Genomic DNA, 22,590 nt, shown 5'->3' on the forward strand with positions numbered 1-22,590 from the left:
AGGACCGTACCCCGTCTCCCTTCCTCTCACTCCGGACGTTATCGCGCAAGGTTGACTGCCGTCACCAACACGATACGCTCGAATCGCGAGCCCACCAGGACGCCGGTGCCCACCACGACGCCCGTCTCGACGCCAGCCACGGCAAGGGGGCGAACCGCCATGCATCGCTCGGCCCACGTCGACACCTTCGCGCGCGACCACCTGCCGCCGCCGGACGAGTGGCCCGAGCTGCGGTTCGACCTGCCGGAGCTGCACTACCACGACCGGCTGAACTGCGCCGCCGAACTCCTGGACCACGCCGACACGGCCCGCCCGGTCTTCCACACCGCGGACGGTGCCAGCTGGACCTACGGCGACCTGCGCGGGCACGTCGACCGGATCGCGCACGTGCTCACCGGCGACCTGGGTGTCGTCCCCGGCAACCGGGTGCTGCTGCGCGGCCCCACCACGCCCTGGCTGGCCGCCTGCTGGCTCGCCGTGCTGAAGGCGGGCGCCGTAGCGGTCACCGTGCTGGACCGGCAGCGCCCGCACGAGCTGGCCACCCTGTGCGACATCGCCCTGGTGCGGCACGCGCTGTGCGACATCCGGTCGGTCGACGACCTGGCGAAGGCCGACATACCCGGGCTGCGGATCACGACGTACGGCGGTGACGGCCCCGACGACCTGCTCAACCGCCACGGGCCCGGCACGCCGTACCCGGCGGTCGACACCGCGGCCGACGACGTGGCGCTGATCGCGTTCACCTCGGGCACCACCGGTCGCCCGAAAGGGTGCATGCACTTCCACCGGGATGTGCTGGCGATCGCGGACACCTTCTCCAAGCATGTGCTGCGCCCCCGGGCGGACGACGTCTTCACCGGTTCTCCCCCGCTCGGTTTCACGTTCGGCCTGGGCGGGCTGGTGATCTTCCCGATGCGGGCCGGTGCCAGCTCCCTGCTCCTGGAGGAGGCGGGCCCGCGCCGGCTGCTGCCCGCGATCGCCGAGCACGGTGTCTCGGTCCTCTTCACCGCCCCGACCGCCTACCGCGCCATGCTGGAGCTGCTGGACGGGTACGACGTCACGTCGCTGCGGCGCTGTGTGTCGGCCGGCGAGAACCTGCCCGCGGCCACCTGGCGGGCCTGGCACGAGCGCACCGGCCTGCGGGTCATCAACGGCATCGGCGCGACCGAGCTGCTGCACATCTTCGTCTCAGCGGCGGACGAGCACATCCGGCCGGGCACCACGGGCGTTGCGGTGCCGGGCTGGCAGGCGCGGGTGCAGGACGCGCAGGGCACACCGGTGCCAGACGGCGAGCCCGGCCTGCTCGCCGTGCGCGGCCCGGTCGGCTGCCGCTATCTCGCCGACCCTCGGCAACGGGAGTACGTGCGCGGCGGCTGGAACCTCACCGGCGACACCTACGTCCGCGAGCCCGACGGCTACTTCCGCTATGTGGCCCGTGCCGACGACATGATCATCTCCGCCGGGTACAACATCGCCGGACCGGAGGTGGAGGACGCGCTGCTGCGGCACCCGGACGTGGTGGAGACCGCGGTCGTGGGCCGTCCGGACGAGGCCCGCGGGCAGGTGGTGGTGGCGTACACGGTGCTGCGCGAGGGGGCCGCGCGCGACCCGGAGGCCCTGCGCGCCTTCCTCAAGTCCGAGCTGGCCCCGTACAAGTGCCCACGCCGGTTCGTCTTCCTCGACGCCCTGCCCCGCACGGCCACCGGAAAGCTGCAGCGGTTCCGGCTGCGCACCGAAGGGGACCGGCAGTGATGCCGACGACCTAAAATGATCAACGTGTCCGACCAGCACGCCCCCCGGTCCCTCATCGTCACGCTCTACGGCGCGTACGGCCGCTTCATGCCCGGTCCGGTGCCCGTCGCCGAGCTGATCCGGCTGCTGGCCGCCGTCGGCGTGGACGCGCCCTCCGTCCGCTCCTCGGTGTCCCGGCTCAAACGGCGCGGCCTGCTGGTGCCGGCCCGCACACCGGCGGGCGCGGCCGGCTACGAACTCTCCCCGGCGGCCCGCCAGTTGCTGGAGGACGGCGACCGGCGCATCTACGCGACCACACCGGTGGCGGACGCCGGCTGGGTGCTCGCGGTGTTCTCCGTGCCCGAGTCGGAGCGCCAGAAGCGGCATGTGCTGCGCTCCCGGCTGGCGGGCCTGGGCTTCGGTACGGCGGCGCCCGGAGTGTGGATCGCCCCGGCCCGGCTCTACGAGGAGACCCGGCACACCCTGCGCCGGCTGCAGCTGGATCCGTACGTGGACTTCTTCCGCGGCGAGCACCTGGGGTTCGCGCCCACGGCCGAGGCGGTGGCCCGCTGGTGGGATCTCGCCGCGATCGCCAAGGAGCACGAACGCTTCCTGGACGCGCACGCCCCGGTCCTGCACGCCTGGGAGCGCCGTTCGGACACCCCGCCCGAGGAGGCCTACCGCGACTACCTCCTCGCCCTCGACTCCTGGCGCCACCTGCCCTACACCGACCCCGGCCTGCCCACCGGGCTGCTGCCCACGGGCTGGCCGGGCGTGCGCTCGGCGGAGGTCTTCCGGGGACTGCACACCCGGCTGCGGGACGCGGGGGCCGTGTTCGCGGGGCTGTGAGCGGCCGGGTGCCTCAGAAGCGGCGCAGCCGTATCGCGACGCCGTGTCCGACCGCGAGGTAGAGCACGCCGGGCAGACCGTAGTCGAGCAGGACGCGGAGGTTCTCCGTGTCCGTCGTGAAGATGTCCTGCGACCACCAGGCGAGCGAGTCGGCCACGTCCGCCACGAATCCCACGAAGACGTTCGCGTGGTTGGCCTGCAGCAGGTGGAGCAGGATCCACAGCCCCAGGAAGGCCGCCGCGACGTCGGCGATCGTGTGGATGACCAGCGCGGCGCGCCGGGTGCCCGAGCCGTCCCGGCTGCGCTGCCGGGCGGGGGCGGCGGGCGGCGCCACGGGGGCCGCGTACCGGGGGTCCGGAGCCTGGCCGTATCCATGTCCGGGCTGCTCGGGCAGCGGCCTGGTGTCAGTCATCGCAGTCTCGATCCCTGTGGGTCCGTCGAATGGCTCGAAAGAACCTAGACAGGTGTCGATAACAGGTCGGTTCAGGAACGGTGCGGATGACGTGGAAGGCGTGTGACCGACCCCGCACGCCCCTCCCCCGGATCTTCAGGTGAGCGACAACCGGGGCTTCGGGGCGTCCGTGCGGCCGGTCTGCGGGCGTCTGCTGCCCGCCCGGTAGGGCGCGGGCCAGACGGCTCCGGGACCGTCGTAGCCCTGCTCGGCCGCCGCGTGCAGGGTCCAGTGCGGATCGTACAGGTGCGGACGGCCCAGTGCGCACAGGTCCGTACGCCCGGCCAGGATGAGCGAGTTGACGTCGTCCCAGGACGAGATCGCGCCGACCGCGATCACCGGGACACCCGCCGAGTTCCGGATCCGGTCGGCGAACGGCGTCTGGTACGACCGCCCGAACTCCGGCCGCTCCTCGGCCACCACCTGCCCGGTGGACACGTCGATCGCGTCGGCGCCGTGCGCGGCGAAGGCGCGGGCGATCTCCACGGCGTCCTCGGCCGTCGTGCCGCCCTCGGCCCAGTCGGTGGCCGAGATACGGACCGTCATGGGCCGCTCCGCCGGCCACACCGCGCGTACGGCGTCGAAGACCTCCAGCGGGAACCTCAGCCGCCGCTGGGGCGAGCCGCCGTAGGCGTCGGTGCGGTGGTTGGTGAGCGGTGACAGGAAGCCGGAGAGCAGATAGCCGTGGGCGCAGTGCAGTTCCAGCAGGTCGAAGCCGGCGCGGGCGGCCCGCCAGGCGGCGGCGGTGAACTGCTCGCGGAGGTCGGTCAGCTGGGCCCGGGTGAGCTGCCGGGGGGTCTGGCTGTCCGGCTTGTACGGCAGCGGGGAGGCGGCGACGAGCGGCCAGTTGCCGCGCGGCAGCGGCTCGTCCATGCCCTCCCACATCAGCTTCGTGGAGCCCTTGCGGCCCGAGTGGCCGAGCTGGACGCCGATCGCGGTGCCGGGAGCCCGGGTGTGGACGAAGTCGGTGACGCGCCGCCACGCCTCGGCCTGCCGGCCGGTGTACAGCCCGGCACAGCCCGGCGTGATCCGGCCCTCCTCGCTGACGCACACCATCTCGGTCATGACGAGCCCGGCCCCGCCCAGGGCGCGGGCGCCGAGGTGGACGAGGTGGAAGTCGCCCGGGACGCCGTCGGAGGCGGAGTACATGTCCATCGGCGACACCACGACCCGGTTGCGCAGCGTCAGGCCGCGCAGCCGGAACGGGGTGAACATCGGGGGCGTTCCGTCCGGGCAGCCGAACTCGCGCTCCACGGCCTCGGTGAAGCGGGCGTCGCGCAGCCGGAGGTTGTCGTGGGTGACGCGGCGGCTGCGGGTGAGCAGGTTGAAGGCGAACTGGCGGGGCGGCTGGCCGAGGTACAGGCCCAGGTTCTCGAACCACTCCAGGCTCGCCCGGGCGGCCCGCTGGGTGGAGGCGACGACGGGTTTGCGCTCCTGCTCGTACGCCGCCAACGCGCTGTGCACATCGGGCTGTTCCTCCAGGCACGCGGCCAGGGCCAGCGCGTCCTCCACGGCCAGCTTGGTGCCGGAGCCGATCGAGAAGTGCGCGGTGTGCGCGGCGTCGCCGAGCAGGACGACGTTGCCGTGCGACCAGTGGTCGTTGACGACCGTGCGGAAGCTGGTCCAGGCCGAGTTGCCGCAGCGCAGGGGGCGGCCGCGGAGGGCGTCCGTGAAGATCTTGGCGCAGCGCTCGACGGATTCGGGTTCACCGAGTTCGTCGAACCCGGCCGCTCGCCAGACCTCCTCACGCATCTCGATGATGACGGTGGAGGCGTCGGCCGCGTACGGGTAGCCGTGCAGCTGCATCACGCCGTGCTCCGTCTCGGCGATCTCGAAGCGGAAGGCGTCGAAGGGGAAGTCGGCGGCGAGCCAGATGTAGCGGCAGCGGTGTTCGGTCACCTGGGGACGGAACACCCGGGCGTAGGTTTCACGGGTGCTGCTGCGCACCCCGTCGGCGGCGATGACGAGGTCGTATGCGGCGCACAGGGTGTCCGGGTGGGGGGCCTCGGTGCGGAACCTCAGGTCCACGCCGAGGGACCGGCAGCGCTCGTGCAGGATCTCCAGGAGACGGCGCCGGCCGAGCGCGGCGAATCCGTGGCCGCCCGAGCGGTGGGTGACGCCCCGGTGCACGATGTCGATGTCGTCCCAGCGGACGAAGTGGCGTTGCAGGGCCTCGTGGACCACCGGGTCGGCGTGTTCTATACCGCCCAGGGTCTCGTCGGAGAGGACGACGCCGAAGCCGAAGGTGACGTCCGGGGCGTTGCGCTCCCAGACCGTGATGTCACGGGTGGGATCGAGTCGCTTCAGGAGCGCTGCGGCGTACAGGCCGCCGGGGCCGCCGCCGACAATCGCCACGCGCATGAGGGATCACCTTCCCTGCCACTTCGGCGGGCGCTTCTCCGTGAAGGCCGCGTGGAACTCCGCGTAGTCCTCGCCGTTCATCAGCAGGGCCTGGGTCGAGGCGTCCAGCTCGATGGACGCCGCCAGGGGCATGTCCAGCTCGGCCGTCAGCAACGCCTTCGTCTGGGCGTACGCCAATGCCGGGCCGTCGGCCAGGCGGCGGGCCAGCGCGAGGGCTGCCTCGTCCGCGCCGCCCTCCTCCGTCAGCTCGCTGATCAGGCCGATGCGCTCGGCCTCGGGTGCCCGGACGGGGTCGCCCAGCATGAGCAGGCGGGTGGCGTGGCCGAGGCCGACGACCCGGGGCAGCAGATAGGCCGCGCCCATGTCGCCGCCGGACAGGCCGACGCGGGTGAACAGGAAGGCGAAGCGGGCGGACGGATCGGCCACCCGGAAGTCGGCCGCCAGGGCAAGGACCGCTCCCGCGCCGGCCGCCACGCCGTGCACCGCGGCGATCACCGGGAACGGGCACTCGCGGATCGCCCGCACCACCTGGCCGGTCATCCGGTTGAAGTCGAGCAGCTGGGCGGTGTCCATGGCGAGGGTGGCGCCGATGATCTCGTCGACGTCGCCGCCGGAGCAGAAGCCCCGTCCCTCTCCGGCCAGCACCAGGGCACGTACGGCGCGCTCCCGGGACAGCTCGGCCAGCAGGTCGCGCAGGTCGGCGTAGGCGCCGAAGGTGAGCGCGTTGAGTTTGGCGGGGCGGCTGAGGGTGACGGTGGCGACCCCGTCGGCGAGCTGGAGCCGCAGGTGCTCCCAGTCGGAGGTGCGGACGGCGGAGCCGGTGAAGGGACTCATGACGTGCGGCCTCCTAGGGGGGCGGTGCCGTACGTTGCGCTGTCCCATGAAGTTATCACTTGTTTGTGACTGTCGTCACGAGGGCACGACATACCTGCCACCGATCGGCAGCGTCCGGTCACGTACGTCACCGGTCCTCGACAGCGCCGTAACAGTGGGCACCGGCGTGCGAGGCGGGACGCTCACCGGGGTAGGCCGCCGCTACCGGGGCCGAAGGTCCCGGGCGAGACCCGGCGACGGTCTGCGGTGGCCGGGCTCGTACCATTCCTACGGTTGAAAGCAGGACAGCCTGCTCCATGAACGGACTCGCCTTGCACGAACGCCCCACCGAACCGGCCTCCTGGCGCATCGCGCTGCCGCACACCACCGCGGCGGTGCCCGTCGCGCGTGCCCTGGTGCGCACGGCCCTCACCGAGGTGGAGCACCCGGCCGACTGCGACACCGCGGAACTGCTCACGGCGGAGCTGGTGGCCAACGCGGTGGAGCACACCGCCGGGCGCGGCCCGATCGAGCTGGTGGTGGAGCTGTTGCCGACCGGCTGCCAGGTCGAGGTGCACGACCCCGACCCGGCGCCGCCCGGCCATCTGACCCGGCCGGTGATCGAGGAGCCCGACGTCTGGCAGGAGGGCGGGCGCGGGCTGCTGCTGATCCGCGCCCTCAGCTCGTCCTGCGGTCACCGCCCCACCCCGTCGGGCAAGGCGGTGTGGTTCAGACTGCCTGCGGTTCCCGCTCAGCGGCGGCGCTCGGCGTGACCTCGGTTGCGGCCGTGGCCAGCGTGGAGTGCCGGCGGCCGTAGACGGCGTAGATCGCCAGGCCCACCGCGAGGAACACGGCGAACTGGATCCAGGTCTGCCAGCCGGTCTCGTACATCAGGTACAGGCAGAAGGCGACGCCGAGCAGCGGGCCCACGGGGTAGAGCGGGACGCGGAAGCTGCGGCTGAGGCCCGGTTCGCGGCGGCGCAGGGCGATCACCGCGATGTTGACGACGGCCATGATGGCGAGCGTGCCGATGGTGCACAGGTTCATCACGGCGTCGAGGGAGGCGAAGGCCGCCGGGACCGCGAAGACGACCGCGACGATCAGCGTGCCCGCGACCGGGGTGGAGGTCTTCGGGTTCACCTTCTCGAAGACGCGCGGGATCAGGCCGTCGCGGGACATCGACATCAGGATGCGGGTCTGGCCGTACATCACCGCGAGGACGACGGAGGCGATGGCGACGACCGCGCCGAAGGCGATCACGCCGCCGCCGATGGCCGAGCCGGTGACCTCGTTGACGACGTACGACAGCGCGGCGGGGCGCCCGGCGACCTGCTTGCCGCCGATGGCGCCGATCGCGGCGAGCGCGACCGCGCAGTACAGCAGGGTGACGATGGCCATGCAGACCATGATCGCGACCGGGATGTCCCGGCGCGGGTTCTTGGCCTCCTCACCGGCGGTGGTGATGGCGTCGAAGCCGATGTAGGAGAAGAACGCGGCCGTGGTGCCCGCGCCGATGCCGCCGAGTCCGGCCGGGGAGAACGGGGTGAGGTTGCCGTCCTTGAAGGCGCTGTAACCGATCACGCAGAAGGCCAGCAGGATGACGAGCTTCACGGCGGCCATGGCGGCCGTCGCGCGGGCGCTCTCGCGCACCCCGCGCACCAGCAGTACGGAGGCCATGGCGATGACGATCACGGCCGGGAGGTTGATGATCCCGCCGTCGCCGGGCCCGGCGGACAGGGCGGCCGGAAGCTGTACACCGGTGAGGCTGTGCAGCAGTTCGTTGACGTACTGGCTCCAGCCGACGGCGACGGCCGAGATCGAGACGCCGTACTCCAGCAGCAGGCACCAGCCGACCAGGAACGCGGTGGACTCGCCCAGACCGGCGTAGGCGAAGGAGTACGAGGAGCCGGAGACCGGGATCGCGCCGCCCAGCTCCGCGAAGGAGAAGGCGGTGAAGACACAGGTGATCGCGGCGAGGACGAAGGAGACGACGACGGCCGGGCCGGCCTGGGCCACGGAGTCGGAGAGACCGACGAAGATGCCGGTGCCGACGATGGCGCCGACGCCGAAGCAGATGAGCTGGAAGAGGCCCATCGTGCGCTTCAGGCCGTGTCCCTCGCGGTCGGCGCCGGACTCGGCGACCAGCAGGTGCGGGGACTTGATGCGGGGAGCGGGCATGCGGGTGGTGCTCGTTTCTGGTGGTGCGGGCGACCGGGATGAGGTCGCGGCGACGGCCGGAATGGGTGGTTCCGGGCCGTCGGCCAGGATAGGCGCTGGTCGGCGGGGTGGACCAGGGTTTATCGGGCGAGTGTGGCGACCAGCACCGCCTTGATGGTGTGCAGACGGTTCTCGGCCTCGTCGAAGACGATCGAGTGCGCGGACTCGAAGACCTCGTCGGTGACCTCCAGCGCGTCCAGACCGTAGATCTCGTGGATCTCGCGGCCGACGCGGGTGCCGAGGTCGTGGAAGGCCGGCAGGCAGTGCAGGAACTTCACGTCCGGGTTGCCGGTGGCGCGCAGGACGTCCATGGTCACGGCGTACGGCGCGAGGGCCTTGATCCGCTCGGCCCAGACCTCCTTGGGCTCGCCCATGGAGACCCAGACGTCGGTGACGACGAAGTCGACGCCCGCGACACCCTCCGTGACGTCCTCGGTGAGGGTGATCCGGGCGCCGCTGGAGGCGGCCAGCTGCTGGGCGCGGTCGACGACGTCCTGGGCGGGCCAGTAGCTCCGGGGCGCGACGATCCGCACGTCCATGCCGAGCAGCGCACCGGTGACCAGGTAGGAGTTGCCCATGTTGAAACGGGCGTCGCCGAGGTAGGCGTAGGTGATCTGCCGGAGCGGCTTGGGGCTGTGCTCGGTCATGGTGAGCACGTCGGCGAGCATCTGGGTGGGGTGCCAGTCGTCGGTGAGGCCGTTGTAGACGGGTACGCCGGCGTGCGCGGCCAGCTCCTCGACCTTGGCCTGGCTGTCCCCGCGGTACTCGATGGCGTCGAACATCCGGCCGAGCACCCGGGCGGTGTCCTTCACGGACTCCTTGTGCCCGATCTGCGAGCCGGACGGGTCGAGGTAGGTGGTACGGGCGCCCTGGTCGGCGGCGGCGACCTCGAACGCGCAGCGGGTGCGCGTCGACGTCTTCTCGAAGATCAGGGCGATGTTCCGGCCGCGCAGATACGGCGTCTCGGTCCCGGCCTTCTTGGCGGCCTTCAGCTCGGCCGCCAGCTCGACCAGCCCGCGGAACTCGTCTTCGGTGAAGTCGAGCTCCTTGAGGAAGTGGCGGCCGCCGAGGACGGTCGGGACTGTCGCCATGGGGGCGCTCCAGGGGTACGACTGCAGGGGACTCTGGAAGTCTATACGACGCTCCACATTTCTATACAGCGTCCCGCTCCACGGGACAGCTCATGCACCGGGGGCCGCCCCGGCCCCGGCCCAGCTCGCTGCCCGGGATCTCGATCACCTCGATGCCCTGTTTGCGCAGATGGGTGTTGGTGGTGGAGTTGCGCTCGTAGGCGACGACGACCCCCGGTTCGACGGCGAGGACGTTGCAGCCGTCGTCCCACTGCTCGCGTTCGGCGGCGTGCACGTCCTGGGTGGCGGTCAGCACCCGGATCTCGCCGAGGCCGAGGGCGGCGGCGATCGCCCGGTGCATGTGCTCCGGCGGATGGTCGGTGACCTTCAGCTCCTTCTCGCCGACCCCCGGCTCGATGGTGTACGAGCGCAGCATGCCGAGCCCGGCGTACTGGGTGAAGGTGTCAGCGTCGACCATGGTCATCACGGTGTCGAGGTGCATGAAGGCGCGCCGCTTGGGCATGTCGAGCGCGACGATCGTGCGTGCCGAGCCGGCCGCGAACAGCTTGTGCGCCAGCATCTCCACGGCCTGCGGGGTGGTGCGCTCGCTCATGCCGACCAGGACGGCGCCGTTGCCGATCACCAGGACGTCGCCGCCCTCGATGGTGGAGGGGTAGTCCGCCTGCCCCTCGGACCAGATATGGAACGCCGTGTCACGGAAGAGCGGATGGTGGCGGTAGATCGCCTCGAAGTGGACGGTCTCCCGCTGCCGCGCGGGCAGCCGCATGGCGTTGATGGCGACCCCGTCGTAGATCCAGGCGGAGGTGTCGCGGGTGAAGAGGTGGTTGGGCAGGGGGTCCAGGAGGAAGTCGTCGAGGTCCATCACGTGGAAGCGGACGGAGGTCGGCTCCGCGTGCGCGTGCAGGAACTCCCGCTTGGTCATGCCGCCCACGAGCGCCTCGGCCAGCTCACGTGCGGGCAGGGCCGCGAAGGCGGCGCGCAGATGGTCGGTGGCGAGGGGGCCGTACTCCTTCTCGTGGAAGACCCGGTCGAGGACGAGCGTGCGGGCCTCGGGGATCTCCAGGGTTTCGGTGAGCAGGTCGCCGAAGAGGTGGACGGCGACCCCGCGGTCGCGCAGGACGTCGGCGAACCCGTCGTGCTCGGCGCGCGCCCGGCGCACCCACAGCACGTCGTCGAAGAGGAGGGCGTCCTTGTTGCTGGGGGTGAGCCTTTTGAGCTCCAGATCGGGCCGGTGCAGGATCACGCGGCGCAGCCGCCCGGCCTCGGAGTCGACGTGGTAGGTCATGCCTCCATCCTGGCCGCCACCGACCGCCTTCACGCCCTTCTCGACCGTTTCCGCCGCTTCCTGTTTTCGTCGGATCGAGGAGAAGCGGTCCGGGGGACACCGGAGTGTCCCCCGACCCGCGGCCGGATCGCGCCTACAGGCGGGGATCCACCGGCTCCGACTCCAACGCCAGCACCCCGAACACCGCCTCGTGCACCCGCCACAGCGGCTCTCCGTCGGCGAGCCGGTCCAGGGCCTCCAGGCCGAGGGCGTACTCGCGCAGGGCGAGGGACCGCTTGTGGTTCAGGAACCGCTGCCGGAGCCGCGCGAGGTTGTCCGGCCGGGTGTACTCGGGACCGTAGATGATCCGCAGGTACTCGCGGCCACGGCACTTGATGCCGGGCTGCACCAGCCGCCCGTCCTGGTTCCGGACCAGCGCGCCGACCGGCTTGACGACCATGCCCTCGCCGCCGCGGCCGGTCATCTCCAGCCACCAGTCGACGCCGGCGCGCACCGACTCCGGATCACCGGTGTCGACGTACAGCCGCCGGGTGGTCTGCAGCAGTCCGGTGCCGTCGTGCTCCACCAGCCGGTCGAGCAGCGCCAGTTGCTCGTCGTGCGGCAGCGCGGCGAGGCTGCGGCCCTGGACGGCCAGCAGCTGGAAGGGCGCGAGGCGTACGCCGTCCAGGCCGTCCGTGGGCCAGCAGTAGCGGCGGTAGGCGGCGGTGAACGCGGCGGCGTCCGCGGCGCGCTCCCGCTGCCGGTCCAGCAGGCCGCTCACGTCCGTGCCGCGTGCGGCGGCGGTCTCCAGGGCGGCCAGCGCCGCCGGGAACGCCGCGCCGGACGCGGCACCCACGGCCGCGTACTGGCTGCGCAGCAGACCCGACGCCTTCAGCGACCACGGCATCAGTTCGGCGTCCAGCAGCAGCCAGTCGGAGGCCAGTTCGTCCCAGAGACCGGCGTCCGTGATCGCCGAGCGCAGCCGGCCGAGGATCTCCTCGGTCACCTTCTCGTCGTCGAAGAACGGGCGGCCGGTACGGGTGTAGAGGGACCCGGTGGGACCCTCCACGCCGAAGCGCTTCCGTGCCGCCTGCGCGTCCCGGCACACCAGGGCCACGGCCCGTGAGCCCATGTGCTTCTCCTCGCACACGACCCGCTCGACCCCGTCTGCCGCGTACTGCGCGAAGGCCTCCTGCGGGTGCTCCAGGTAGCCGTCGATCCGGGAAGTCGCCGTCGGCGCCATGGTCGGCGGCAGATACGGCAGCAGGCGCGGGTCGGTCGCGAAGCGGCTCATGACCTCCAGGGCCGCCGCCGCGTTCTCCTCACGGACCGCCACCATGCCCGCGTGCCGGGTCTCCACGGCCCTGCGGCCGTGCACGTCCGCCAGGCTCAGCGGCCGGCCGTCCTGTCCGCCGGGCGCCTCGGTGCGCAGCGGACGCGTCGGCTCGTACCACACCCGCTCGGCCGGTACGTCGGCCAGCTCGCGCTCCGGCCAGCGCAGCGCGGTCAGTTTGCCGCCGAAGACCGCGCCGGTGTCCAGGCAGATGGTGTTGTTGAGCCAGGTCGCCTCGGGGACCGGGGTGTGGCCGTAGACCACGGCCGCGCGGCCCCGGTAGTCCTCCGCCCACGGGTAGCGCACCGGCAGCCCGAACTCGTCGGTCTCGCCGGTCGTGTCGCCGTACAGGGCGTGCGAACGGACCCGGGCCGAGGTACGGCCGTGGTACTTCTCGGGCAGGCCGGCGTGGCAGACGACCAGCTTGCCGCCGTCGAGGACGTAGTGGCTGACCAGGCCCGCCAGGAACCGTCGTACCCGCTCCTTGAACTCCTCGCTCTCGCCCTCCATCTGCGCGATGGTCTCGGCGAGCCCGTGGGTGTGCTGGACGTTGCGGCCCTTCAGGTAGCGGCCGTACTTGTTCTCGTGGTTGCCGGGCACGCACAGCGCGTTGCCCGTCTCGACCATCGACATCACCCGGCGCAGCACGCCCGGGGTGTCCGGGCCGCGGTCGACCAGGTCGCCGACGAAGACGGCGGTACGGCCCTCGGGGTGCACGCCGTCGGTGTAGCCCAGCTTGGCGAGCAGCGCCTCCAGTTCGGCGGAGCAGCCGTGGATGTCGCCGATGATGTCGAAGGGCCCGGTGAGGTGGGTGAGGTCGTTGAACCGCTTCTCGGTGACGACGGTGGCGTGCTCGGCCTCCTCGGGGCCGCGCAGGACGTGCACCTTGCGGAAGCCCTCGCGCTCCAGGTGCCGCAGGGAGCGGCGCAGTTCGCGGATGTGCCGCTGGATGACCCGGCGGGGCATGTCGGCACGGTCGGTGCGGGCCGCGTTGCGCTCGGCGCACACCTCCTCGGGCATGTCCAGCACGATGGCGATGGGCAGTACGTCGTACTTCTTGGCCAGCTCGATCAGCTGACGGCGGGCGTCCTGCTGCACGCTGGTGGCGTCCACGACGGTGCGGCGGCCGGCGGCCAGCCGCTTGCCGGCGATGTAGTGCAGGACGTCGAAGGCGTCCCGGGTCGCGCTCTGGTCGTTCTCGTCGTCGGAGACGAGACCGCGGCAGAAGTCCGAGGAGATCACCTCGGTCGGCTTGAAGTGCCGGCGCGCGAACGTGGACTTGCCGGAGCCGGAGGCGCCGACGAGGACCACGAGGGAGAGGTCGGTGACGGGCAGGATCCGCCCCTGGTGCTGTGTTGCCCCGGTCATGCCGCCTTCACCTCCTTCTCGGTCTCGATCATGAACACTGCCATCTGGGTGGGCGGGCCCACCTCGGGGTCGTCCGGTCCGACGGGCGCGAACTCCACGTCGTAGCCGTGCCGTCCGGCCACCGTCCGCGCCCAGGTGCGGAACTCGTCGCGGGTCCACTCGAAGCGGTGGTCGCCGTGCCGTGCATGCCCGGCGGGCAGGGTCTCCCAGCGGACGTTGTACTCGACGTTCGGGGTGGTCACGAGGACCGTGCGGGGGCGGGCATGCCCGAACACGGCGTACTCCAGGGCAGGCAGCCGGGGCAGGTCGAGGTGTTCGATCACCTCGCTGAGCACGGCGGCGTCATAGCCCCTCAGCCGGTTGTCGGTGTAGGCGAGCGAGCCCTGCACCAGCTTGACGCGGGCCGCCTGTCGCTCCCCCATGCGGTCCAGCTTCAGCCGCCGGGAGGCGATGGTGAGCGCCCGCACGGACACGTCGACTCCGACGATCTCGGTGAACCGCACGTCCTTCAGCAGCTCCCGCACCAGCTCGCCCTGTCCGCAGCCGAGGTCGAGGACGCGGGCGGCACCGCGCTCGCGCAGGGCGGCGAGGATCGCCTCCCGGCGCTGAACGGCGAGCGGGGCCGGCTTCTCCTCCGTCTCCGTCTCCTCGGCGACCGCGTTGTCGATCTCCTCGACCTCGCTGTCGTCGGCCTCGGCCAGCCGCACCAGCTCCAGCCGCTCCATCGCCTGCCGGGTCAGCGACCAGCGGCGGGACAGGTACCGGCTGGTGATCAGCTTCTGCTCCGGGTGGGCGGGCAGCCAGCCCTCACCGGCCCGCAGCAGCTTGTCGACCTCGTCGGCGGAGACCCAGTAGTGCTTGGCGTCGTCGAGGACCGGCAGCAGGACGTACAGGTGACGCAGGGTCTTGGCGAGGGTCAGCGTCTCCGACTCCAGGACGAGGCGGACGTACCGCGAGTCGCCCCACTCGGGGAACTCGGTGTCGAGCGGGACCGGGTCGGCGGTCACGCTCCAGCCGAGCGGCTCGAACAGCCGTCGTACCAGCTCGGGGCCGCCGCGGGCGGGCAGGGCCGGGACCTCGACGCGCAGCGGCAGCGGCGTGGCCGCCCGCTCGGGGCGGGCGGTGCACACCCCGCGCAGGGCGCTGGAGAAGACGCCGCTCAGTGCGACCGCGAGCAGCGAGGAGGCCGCGTACGGGCGGTCGTTGACGTACTGCGCGAGCGCCGCGTCGGGCGCACCCCCGCGGCCCTTGCCCTTGCCCCGGCGGACCAGCGCGAGCGTGTCGATCTCCAGCAGCAGTGCGGCCGTGCAGCGCCGGTCGTCCGCCTCGGGGTAGAAGACGTGCGCCGTGCCGTGGGACGTGGAGAACCGCTGCGCCTTCTCGGGATGCTTGTGCAGGAGGAACCCCAGGTCAGTAGCCGGATTCCCGGCCGAGCCCGTGGTGGAGATCGTCAAGAACATGCCCCGAGTCTCCCGTCCCCACAGCCCGGTGACCACCGGATTTCGCACACCCCCACTCTCCCGGCTCCCCACGCCGGCCTCTTGGCAGCACCCCTCCCAGGGCTCCTACGGGTGGATCGCGGGCAGGACCTTCTCCGCGATGCCGAGGAGTGCGCTGTCGTCGGGGAGGGCTCCGGACGTGCTCCACACGGTCAGGTCGTAGTAGCCGCCGCGGTCCTTTTGGTCGAGGGCCACGGTCAGGGTCCGGGCCGGCGGGCCTTGTTCCACGGGTCCGCCGCTGGTTCCGCCGTCCCCGAGTCTGATCCTGAGCTTCATGGTGTGATCCGAGGAGAAGACCGCGGGCCGGCCGAGAACGGTACGCGTCTCGACGTTCTGCTCGCCCCCGATCCTCTTCAGCTTCACGTACTGGGCCATCGACAGCTCGTTGTAGGTGGCCGACAGATTCACGGTGTAGGTGTCGAACGCGATCTCGGCCTCCGGCTCGGCGACCCTCCCATCGGTCAGGGCAGCGGTGTTGTTGCTGCCGGAGGCCGTGGTCGCGGTCTCTGCGGGCGTACCGAGGAGCCGGGCGAGATCGGGCCGGTTGAGTGCCTTGCACAGCGCCTCGCCGGTCAGGGGACGGGGATCCTTCTTGTACACGTTCGGCAGTTTCTCGTGTTCCTCGCCCGCACAGGTGGCGGGCTGCGCCGTGTTGTCCTGGGACGGCAGCACGTGCGGAGCCAGCCACAGCGCGGCCCCGAACGCCCCGAACAAGGCCACGGCCGCAACGGCCTGCCCCCACGCGTTGGGCGCCTTCTCCACAGCGACCGGGGCCGGCTGCGGCACGGCCGCTGCCTGGAGCCGGGCCGAAGGCTGGGGCTGGGGCTGGGGCGCTGTGCCGGCCGCCGGCCCGGCTGCGGGAACCGGTGTGTTCGGGTTCCGGCGCGCGCGCAGCGCCCGGACCACCGTGTGGACGCGTATCGCGGTGAACACGAGGAACACCACACCGAGACCGGCCAGCATCCGGTCGTGGTCGCGGACCGCGAGGTACACGATGCGTACACCGAGAACGGATCCGACCACGATGAGCAGAGGCTCACGGACCCAGAACGGCAGCAGCCGCAGGAGGAAACCGAGCATCCGGTGATCTCAGCAGGGCCGGCCCCATCACGCTGTGGTGGAAGCCATAGTTCCGCGGTGACCACCGGTTTTCGTGAAGTACCCGTTATTTCGCGTGGCCGGTGATCGTCCGGGCCTTGCGTACCGCCCGTTCGTCGGTCGACCGCAGAGTGTCCAGCTTCTCCTTGTTCTTGCCGATGAGGGATTTCTGGATGTGCACTTCGAGGGCGTGCACGGCAGGCACGTAACCGGTGTCGAGCTTGCAACGGGCGTCGGCGGTCGCCGTCTCCTTCTCCTTGTCCGACGGCTTGCGGTGCCCGAACCAGTGGGAGTCGATGGAGGCCTTGTCCGGGTCGGAGTAGGAGAAGCCCTTCTTCTTCATGCAGGCCGACCACGCACGGTCGGCCTTCTTCCAGGCCGGGTCCTTGGTCGCCTTCTTGTGGGACTCGTACCACAGCTCGAAGGCCAGGGAGTAATAGCCGGTGAGCTTGATGCCGTTGACCTTCGTCACCTTGGGCGGCGGGCCGTAGATCTTCCGCATCGCCTGCCCCAGGCACCCGCCCTCGGGAATGCGGTGGCCGTGGGCGAAGCGGCTGTCGCCGGATTCGAAGCTGCCGGTCAGCGCGGCGTACTGGTCGGCGGGCCACTCCTGGGGCTGGGCGGAGGCGTCCGGTTTCCGGTTGTGATAGCCGTGCTCGGACGCCAGATCGGGGTCGACGACTCCGTAGGGGCTGTCGTCACCGAACGTTCCCTCGTGCGGGAGCATTCCTTGCCGGACCGGGTAGGTCGACTCGACGGCCTTGGTGTCGAGGACCGCGAAGCCGGCGAAGCCGAGCCGGACCATGCACTGCTTGCCGAGGATCCACTGAGCGCTGCTGACGGCCTTCGCGCCGTCCGAGGCGGGGTCCGGGACGTAGGCGTGCAGCGGGAACGCCGCCATGGTGTTGAGGCGGCCGGCCTCGTCTGCGGGGTCGTCGTGTTCGGCGAGCCGGCAGGCCGACAGGGCGAACAGGCCGGTGAGGACGAGAGGGAGGACTTTACGCACCCGGCCATCCGACCAGTCCTGGATCACCGGCGCCGTGATGGAGCCCACAGTTCCCACACAGAACATCCACCGTTACGGCATAGTGATCAGCCGTCAACTGACCACTGACTCAAGGGGAATCATGACCTACGGCCACGGAGTCCGCGCCCGCAGACGAACCGTCGTCCTGGCGCTGGCGGGTGCGGTCCTGAGCACTGGGGTCCTCGCGGCCGCTCCCGCCCAGGCGGCCCCTGCACCGCAGGTGTCGGCCCAGGGCGCGTACGCGATGAATCCGGCCACGGGCACGACGCTGTTCGGCAAGGCACCGGACGCACAGCTGCGGACCGGGTCGACCACCAAGATCATGACGGCGCTGGTGGTGCTGTCGCAGCCGCACCTGGACCTCGGCCGCAAGGTGAAGATCAAGAAGGAGTACACCGACTACGTCATCGACCCGGCCACGCAGCAGCTGCGCTACTCCACCGCCCATCTGATCCTCGGCGACTCGATGAGCGTCCAGGACCTGCTGTACGGGCTGCTGCTGCCCTCGGGCTGCGACGCGGCCTACGCGCTCGCCGACACCTACGGCACGGGGTCGACGACGGCCCAGCGGACCAAGTCGTTCATCGCCAAGATGAACAGCAAGGCCCGGGAACTGGGCCTGACCAACACCTACTTCGACTCCTTCGACGGGGTGTCCAACGGCAACAACCACGCCTCGCCGCGCGACCTGACCAAGCTGGCCGCGACCGCGCTGAAGAACAAGACGTTCAAGAAGGTCGTCGGCACCCCGCTGTACAAGGACATGAAGTCCTACCGGCCGGGCGGCGGGACACACGCGATGGACCCGTGGAAGAACAGCAACACGCTGCTCAGCACCTACCGGGGCGCGATCGGTGTGAAGACCGGCTCCGGCCCGGAGGCGCAGTTCTGCCTGGTGTTCGCGGCGACCCGCGGGGGCCGGACGGTCGTGGGCACGATCCTCGCCGACACCTCGGCGGACCAGCGCTTCACGGACGCCGCGAAGATCCTCGACTACGGCTTCGCACAGCGCGGCTGACCCGGGTGGTGGCCGCCGCCGGGCACGGCGACGCCCACCCCCGCCCGGGCAGGGTCAGGACAGCTGGGACTGCACCTGCGCCGAGATCAGCTCCAGGTGGTCCAGGTCGTCGAGGTCCAGCATCTGCAGATAGATCCGCCGGGAGCCGATCGCGGCGTACCGGCCGATCTTGTCGACGACCTCGGCCGGCGAACCGGCCAGGCCGTTGGCCTTCAGCTCGTCCACCTCACGGCCGATCGCGGCGGCGCGCCGGGCGACCTCCCGGTCGTCCCGGCCGACGCACACCACGAGCGCGTTCGAGTACGTCAGCGCGTCCGCGCCGCGGCCCGTCTCCTGGGCGGCGGCCCGCACCCGGCCGAACTGCCGCTCGCTGTCCTCGACGGAGGCGAACGGGATGTTGAACTCGTCGGCGTACCGGGCGGCCAGCCGCGGCGTACGGGTCGCGCCGTGGCCCCCGATGAGCACCGGGACCTTCTGCTGGGCGGGCTTGGGCAGCGCGGGCGAGTCGGTCAGGTCGTAGTACGCGCCGTGGAAGTCGAAGGTCTTGCCGACCTCGGTGGCCCACAGCCCGGTGACGATCGCGAGCTGCTCCTCCAGTCGCGCGAACTTCTCCTTCGGGAACGGGATGCCGTACGCCTTGTGCTCCTCCTCGAACCAGCCCGCGCCGAGGCCCAGCTCCACCCGGCCGCCGGACATCTGGTCGACCTGGGCGACCTGGATGGCGAGCACGCCGGGCAGCCGGAAGGTTCCTGCAGTCATCAGGGTGCCGAGGCGGATGCGCTTGGTCTCGCGGGCCAGACCGGCCAGCGTGATCCAGGCGTCCGTGGGACCGGGCAGGCCGTCGGAGCTGCCCATGCGCAGATAGTGGTCGGAGCGGAAGAAGGCGTCGAAGCCCAGGTCCTCAGTGGCCTTCGCCACGGTGAGCAAGGTGTCGTAGGTGGCCCCCTGCTGGGGCTCGGTGAAGATTCGAAGGTCCATACATCCATCCTGCACGCCGCACACCGTGTCCACCTCGCCGGTACCGCCGGGCACGGCCGTCCCCGGTCGGGTGAAAACCACCCGCCCGCAGGGCCCCGTCCTCAAACGCCCGACGGACTGTTCCGGTTGCCGTCCTCCTGTAACGCCTCCTCCCGTGCCGCCAGCTTGCGCAGCATCTCCAGGACGCGGTCACGGGACTCGTCGGCCGCGTCGATGGCCTCCATGCACTGCCAGTACGTCGTCTCGTCGGCCGCGGCGCTGGCCACGCCGACCAGGGCCATGCCGACCTCGCCGAGCAGACCCCCGAGGCACAGCAACGTCTCGCGGGCGTCGTCCAACTCGGTGAGCTGGGCGGCGCGCAGATCGCCCAGGTCCAGTTCGGGCGGATCCAGGACTCCGCAGCCCCGGCCCGCCAGCTCGGTCAGGCCCAGCGCCTCGCCGCGCAGCTCCGGCGGCCCGGAGACCGCGAGCCGGCTGCCGATCGCCTGGGCCACGGCCTGGGCCTGCCACACCTCCGCCATGATCTCGCCCGCGTCGGCGCCGCCCGCCAGGGCACGCCGGCTCGTGAGGATCAGCCGTATCGCATCCATGCGTCGCCCCCGTCCTTCCGCGTGCGTCCTCGCACGCCCACTGGAACTCCCTTGTCCACTACCCAGAGTGAGGGTGCATGGGACGAAAAACCAGAGGTAGACGGAAATCTGTGGACAACAATTCGGATTCGACCGGCGATTTGACTGCGGAGAGTAATAACGGAGTTCAGCCCTCCGGCAGTTCGCGCCCCTCGGAGCCGCCCTCCGCGCCCGACACCGGAAAGCGCTGTTCATTGCGGTCGATCTTGGCGGACAGGGCGGCCAGCGGATCGATGCCGAGCACGTCGCAGAACTGCAGGAGATAGGCAAGGACATCGGCGACCTCGTCCGTCACGCGGTGCGCGGTGCCCGGGTCGGCCATCACCCGGGCCGACTCCTCCGGGGTCAGCCACTGGAAGATCTCGACCAGTTCGGAGGCCTCCACCGAGAGCGCGGCGGCCAGGTTCTTGGGGGTGTGGTAGGGCTGCCAGTTCCGAGCGGCCGCGAACTCGGCGAGCCTGCGCTGGAGTCGGGCCAGGTCGAGAGGTTCGGTCACGCGTCCAGGTGTACCACTGTGACGCCCTCGGTCCCGGCCGCCCAAGAGGCGTCGCTCACCGCGCCCACGCACCGGATGTGCCCCCGCTCGCCCATCCGGACGGCCGTCCGCAGCAGTTCCCGGCGCTGGGCCGGGTCGAGGCAGCGGTCGAAGCCGTCGGTGAGGACGGTGAGGGTGCGCAGCGCGTCGGGCACCTCGCCGGGCGCGTCCAGGTCCAGGACACCGGGCCCGGTCAGCAGGACCAGCGTCAACGCGAGATAGCGCAGCTCGCCGTCGCCGAGCCGGGCGAGTTCGGTGCGGGGGCCCGCGCCGCGGTCGAGCAGCGCCCGTACCGTGCCGTCCGGCAACGGTTCGGCGACCACGTCGGTCACCGGGCCGGTGCAGCCCGCGCCCAGCGCCTCGACCAGCAGACCGTGCCGGCGGGCGCACTCCGCGCGGGTGCGCCACAGCACGTCGGCGAGGTTGTCGCAGCCGGGCAGCAGCCGGCCGGAGCCGGTGCGGACGGGGGTGCGCATGCCCTCGGGGCGGGGATCGCAGGGGAAGACGGAGCGCAGGGCGACCACCATCTGCTCGGCCGCGGCGAGCACCTGGCGCTGTCCGTCCGTCTTGCCGGCTACGCGCAGCGGCAGCAGGGCGGTGCCGAGGCGGTCGTCGGGCAGCGGGGCGCGGGTCACCGGGGCGGCACCCGCGGTGTGCCAGGCGGCCTGGACGGTACCGCGCCCGGGGTCGCGCAGCGCGGTCTCCAGCAGGACGACGCCGCCCGCGGTCAGCCGCTCCCCCACGATCCTGAGGTCCGGTTCGGCCTGTACGGCGACATCGAGCCGGACCGGCCCCTCGGCGCCGTCGGCCGTACACCCGATCCGGAAGCCCCTTCGCCCTCCGGCGTCGGGGCGCGCCCCCTGCGGCACACAGGCCACCGGGTCCGGGAACACCTCGTAGAGCGAGGCTCCGCCGCCGAGCCGGGCGAGCGCCCCGTACGCCGCGAGCGCGGTCGTCTTCCCCGCGCCGCTGCGTCCCGCGAACAGGGTGACGGACCCCAGCGGGAACCCGGCCCGCCGGTGCCCGGCGAAGGCCGACAGCCGCAACTCGGTGATCCGGGCACGCACATCGGGCGGCTCGCGGGTCTCGCGGCTCTGCGCGGGGACGGTCGCGACGGACGCGTCGGCCGCCGGCGGTTCGGCGGACACGGAGGGCACGGAGGGCACGGCCATGCCCGGACCGTAGTCCCGGCCCATCTGCCGAACCGTTTCCTGTCCGGCACCTTCCTACGATCGGGCGATCGGACAGGCACAAACGGCACCGGGGCCACTCGGTCGAGTGACAGCGGCCAAGGGCCGTTCGATCCCACCGGACACACCGCCCCTGCACATCCGCAGTCGCCGCCACGCCGCGACCGCGCTGCCGCGCCACAGCCGCCACCACGCCGCCATGGCGCTGCCACCGCGCCACAGCTGCCGGCGCGTCGGGGCCCGGCGGCCGGCAAGATGCTCAGCAGGCCGCCGAGGGAAGGCGACCGTGGTCGGCGGCGCGGAGGCGTTCGACCCGGCCTCCTCATCAGCCGGCACGGCGGCGCTCATCCGGCCGCGCGACCGGCAAGGCCCGTGCCCCACAGGTCACTGCGAAGAGCGCGGGCTCAGCCGCCAGAAGTGCCGCGCCCGACAACCGGAGGCACCCGTGTTCAGCCGCCGAAGGCACACGCGCCCAATGGCCGAAGACAGCCCCGCTCAACCGCCGCAGACGCCGTCGCCCCAACCGCCGGAGGCACACGTGCTCGACCGCCGAAGACACCCTCGCCCAAACCCCGAAGACACCCTCACCCGTGCCGCCGGAGGCGTTCTCAGCCGCCCGACACCCCGACGCCCTCCATCAGCCCGCTGACCTCCGTGCCCGGCGGGGTGAGGAGGAACACATTGCGGTCGACGCGGTGCATTCCGCTGCCCAGGCCGAAGACCACGCCCGTGCTGAAGTCGAGGACGCGCTTGGCGACCTCGGTCTCCGCGCCGGTCAGGTCGAGCAGGACCGGCGCGCCGGCCATCAGGGTCTCGGCGACCTCCCGGGCGTCCGCGAACACATTGACCCGCAGGACCACGAACCTTCGCCGGGTCTCGGTCTCGGCGTCCGGCAGCGAGCGGTGGTTCACCGCGGACGGCCAGGCGTCGCGGCCCCGCAGCGGCACGACCTGGGCGAGCCCTTCCCACTGTTCATCGGTGACGTCGTAGCGGCTCACCGGCTCCCCCCGACCTGACTCGCACTCATTGCCTGCACCAGCCAATTCTTACGCCAAGTCACCCGTTCGGCCCAACAACGACACACTGCGCGACAGCTCCGGCGCCCCGCGCCGCAAGCGAACCGCGACACATGTACGCT

The 22,590-nt window shown here is 71.6% G+C and carries 19 protein-coding genes; 4 read left to right on the forward strand and 15 right to left on the reverse strand.

Annotation, left to right across the window (positions count from 1 at the left end; genetic code table 11):
- Positions 1-159: 159 nt before the first annotated feature.
- Both ACZ41I_RS31160 and ACZ41I_RS31165 read left to right on the forward strand, forming a co-directional pair.
- Entirely contained in the window at positions 160-1,752 is a 1,593-nt protein-coding gene (locus tag ACZ41I_RS31160) for an AMP-binding protein (protein ID WP_468515624.1), read from the forward strand.
- 15 nt (positions 1,753-1,767) lie between these two features.
- The gene (locus tag ACZ41I_RS31165; RefSeq protein ID WP_399772206.1) at positions 1,768-2,580 is read left to right on the forward strand and encodes a PaaX family transcriptional regulator; all 813 of its coding nucleotides are present in this window, start codon (positions 1,768-1,770) and stop codon (positions 2,578-2,580) included.
- Between the two features lie 13 nt (positions 2,581-2,593).
- Here ACZ41I_RS31165 and ACZ41I_RS31170 read toward each other — a convergent pair whose 3' ends face one another.
- The 3 genes from ACZ41I_RS31170 to ACZ41I_RS31180 all read right to left on the reverse strand — a co-directional run bounded on the left by ACZ41I_RS31170 (position 2,594) and on the right by ACZ41I_RS31180 (position 6,226).
- Entirely contained in the window at positions 2,594-2,992 is a 399-nt protein-coding gene (locus ACZ41I_RS31170; RefSeq protein ID WP_468515625.1) for a hypothetical protein, read from the reverse strand.
- 135 nt (positions 2,993-3,127) lie between these two features.
- Positions 3,128-5,392 (reverse strand): bifunctional salicylyl-CoA 5-hydroxylase/oxidoreductase, encoded by a 2,265-nt coding sequence (locus ACZ41I_RS31175; RefSeq protein ID WP_468515626.1) that lies wholly within the window; start codon positions 5,390-5,392, stop codon positions 3,128-3,130.
- Positions 5,393-5,398: 6 nt separating this feature from the next.
- On the reverse strand, positions 5,399-6,226 hold the full coding sequence (locus ACZ41I_RS31180; RefSeq protein ID WP_363214708.1) for an enoyl-CoA hydratase family protein: 828 nt from the start codon (positions 6,224-6,226) through the stop codon (positions 5,399-5,401).
- 296 nt (positions 6,227-6,522) lie between these two features.
- Here ACZ41I_RS31180 and ACZ41I_RS31185 point away from each other — a divergent pair, with 296 nt between their 5' ends.
- Positions 6,523-6,978 (forward strand): ATP-binding protein, encoded by a 456-nt coding sequence (locus tag ACZ41I_RS31185; protein WP_363214709.1) that lies wholly within the window; start codon positions 6,523-6,525, stop codon positions 6,976-6,978.
- On the opposite strand, the gene ACZ41I_RS31190 is transcribed toward ACZ41I_RS31185, so the two are convergent.
- From ACZ41I_RS31190 to ACZ41I_RS31220, 7 genes are all read right to left on the reverse strand, one after another.
- Positions 6,935-8,383 carry an amino acid permease gene (locus tag ACZ41I_RS31190; RefSeq protein ID WP_468515627.1) on the reverse strand — a complete coding sequence of 483 codons (1,449 nt, stop codon included), beginning with the start codon at positions 8,381-8,383 and terminating at the stop codon, positions 6,935-6,937. The two genes, ACZ41I_RS31185 and ACZ41I_RS31190, sit on opposite strands and share 44 nt — an antisense overlap.
- Positions 8,384-8,502: 119 nt before the next feature.
- Positions 8,503-9,513, reverse strand: coding sequence for an ornithine carbamoyltransferase (gene argF, locus ACZ41I_RS31195; RefSeq protein ID WP_399772215.1), 1,011 nt, complete (start codon positions 9,511-9,513; stop codon positions 8,503-8,505).
- A 61-nt stretch (positions 9,514-9,574) separates the two neighbouring features.
- Positions 9,575-10,798, reverse strand: a complete 1,224-nt coding sequence (locus ACZ41I_RS31200) for an arginine deiminase (protein ID WP_363214712.1) — start codon at positions 10,796-10,798, stop codon at positions 9,575-9,577.
- A gap of 133 nt (positions 10,799-10,931) precedes the next feature.
- Positions 10,932-13,478, reverse strand: a complete 2,547-nt coding sequence (locus ACZ41I_RS31205) for a polynucleotide kinase-phosphatase (protein ID WP_399772218.1) — start codon at positions 13,476-13,478, stop codon at positions 10,932-10,934.
- Positions 13,475-14,938 (reverse strand): 3' terminal RNA ribose 2'-O-methyltransferase Hen1, encoded by a 1,464-nt coding sequence (locus ACZ41I_RS31210; RefSeq protein WP_468515628.1) that lies wholly within the window; start codon positions 14,936-14,938, stop codon positions 13,475-13,477. The genes ACZ41I_RS31205 and ACZ41I_RS31210 overlap by 4 nt, the downstream gene beginning before the upstream one ends.
- Before the next feature lie 105 nt (positions 14,939-15,043).
- On the reverse strand, positions 15,044-16,057 hold the full coding sequence (locus ACZ41I_RS31215) for a DUF6215 domain-containing protein (RefSeq protein WP_468515629.1): 1,014 nt from the start codon (positions 16,055-16,057) through the stop codon (positions 15,044-15,046).
- 85 nt (positions 16,058-16,142) lie between these two features.
- The gene (locus ACZ41I_RS31220; protein WP_468515630.1) at positions 16,143-17,081 is read right to left on the reverse strand and encodes a hypothetical protein; all 939 of its coding nucleotides are present in this window, start codon (positions 17,079-17,081) and stop codon (positions 16,143-16,145) included.
- Positions 17,082-17,202: 121 nt separating this feature from the next.
- On the opposite strand from ACZ41I_RS31220, the gene ACZ41I_RS31225 reads away from it, so the two are divergent.
- The gene (locus tag ACZ41I_RS31225; protein WP_399772229.1) at positions 17,203-18,120 is read left to right on the forward strand and encodes a D-alanyl-D-alanine carboxypeptidase family protein; all 918 of its coding nucleotides are present in this window, start codon (positions 17,203-17,205) and stop codon (positions 18,118-18,120) included.
- Positions 18,121-18,174: 54 nt separating this feature from the next.
- On the opposite strand, the gene ACZ41I_RS31230 is transcribed toward ACZ41I_RS31225, so the two are convergent.
- From ACZ41I_RS31230 to ACZ41I_RS31250, 5 genes are all read right to left on the reverse strand, one after another.
- On the reverse strand, positions 18,175-19,098 hold the full coding sequence (locus tag ACZ41I_RS31230) for an LLM class F420-dependent oxidoreductase (RefSeq protein ID WP_468515631.1): 924 nt from the start codon (positions 19,096-19,098) through the stop codon (positions 18,175-18,177).
- A gap of 101 nt (positions 19,099-19,199) precedes the next feature.
- Positions 19,200-19,688, reverse strand: a complete 489-nt coding sequence (locus ACZ41I_RS31235) for a DUF6099 family protein (RefSeq protein WP_363214721.1) — start codon at positions 19,686-19,688, stop codon at positions 19,200-19,202.
- A gap of 166 nt (positions 19,689-19,854) precedes the next feature.
- Entirely contained in the window at positions 19,855-20,223 is a 369-nt protein-coding gene (locus ACZ41I_RS31240) for a nucleotide pyrophosphohydrolase (RefSeq protein ID WP_399772232.1), read from the reverse strand.
- Complete coding sequence (locus ACZ41I_RS31245; RefSeq protein WP_468515632.1) at positions 20,220-21,434, reverse strand: AAA family ATPase; 1,215 nt, start codon at positions 21,432-21,434, stop codon at positions 20,220-20,222. Before ACZ41I_RS31245 ends, ACZ41I_RS31240 begins: the two co-directional genes overlap by 4 nt.
- A gap of 626 nt (positions 21,435-22,060) precedes the next feature.
- The gene (locus ACZ41I_RS31250) at positions 22,061-22,450 is read right to left on the reverse strand and encodes a cell division protein SepF (protein WP_055706353.1); all 390 of its coding nucleotides are present in this window, start codon (positions 22,448-22,450) and stop codon (positions 22,061-22,063) included.
- Positions 22,451-22,590 lie beyond the last annotated feature (140 nt).

The sequence above is a fragment of the Streptomyces sp. NPDC030799 genome, from assembly GCF_055572255.1.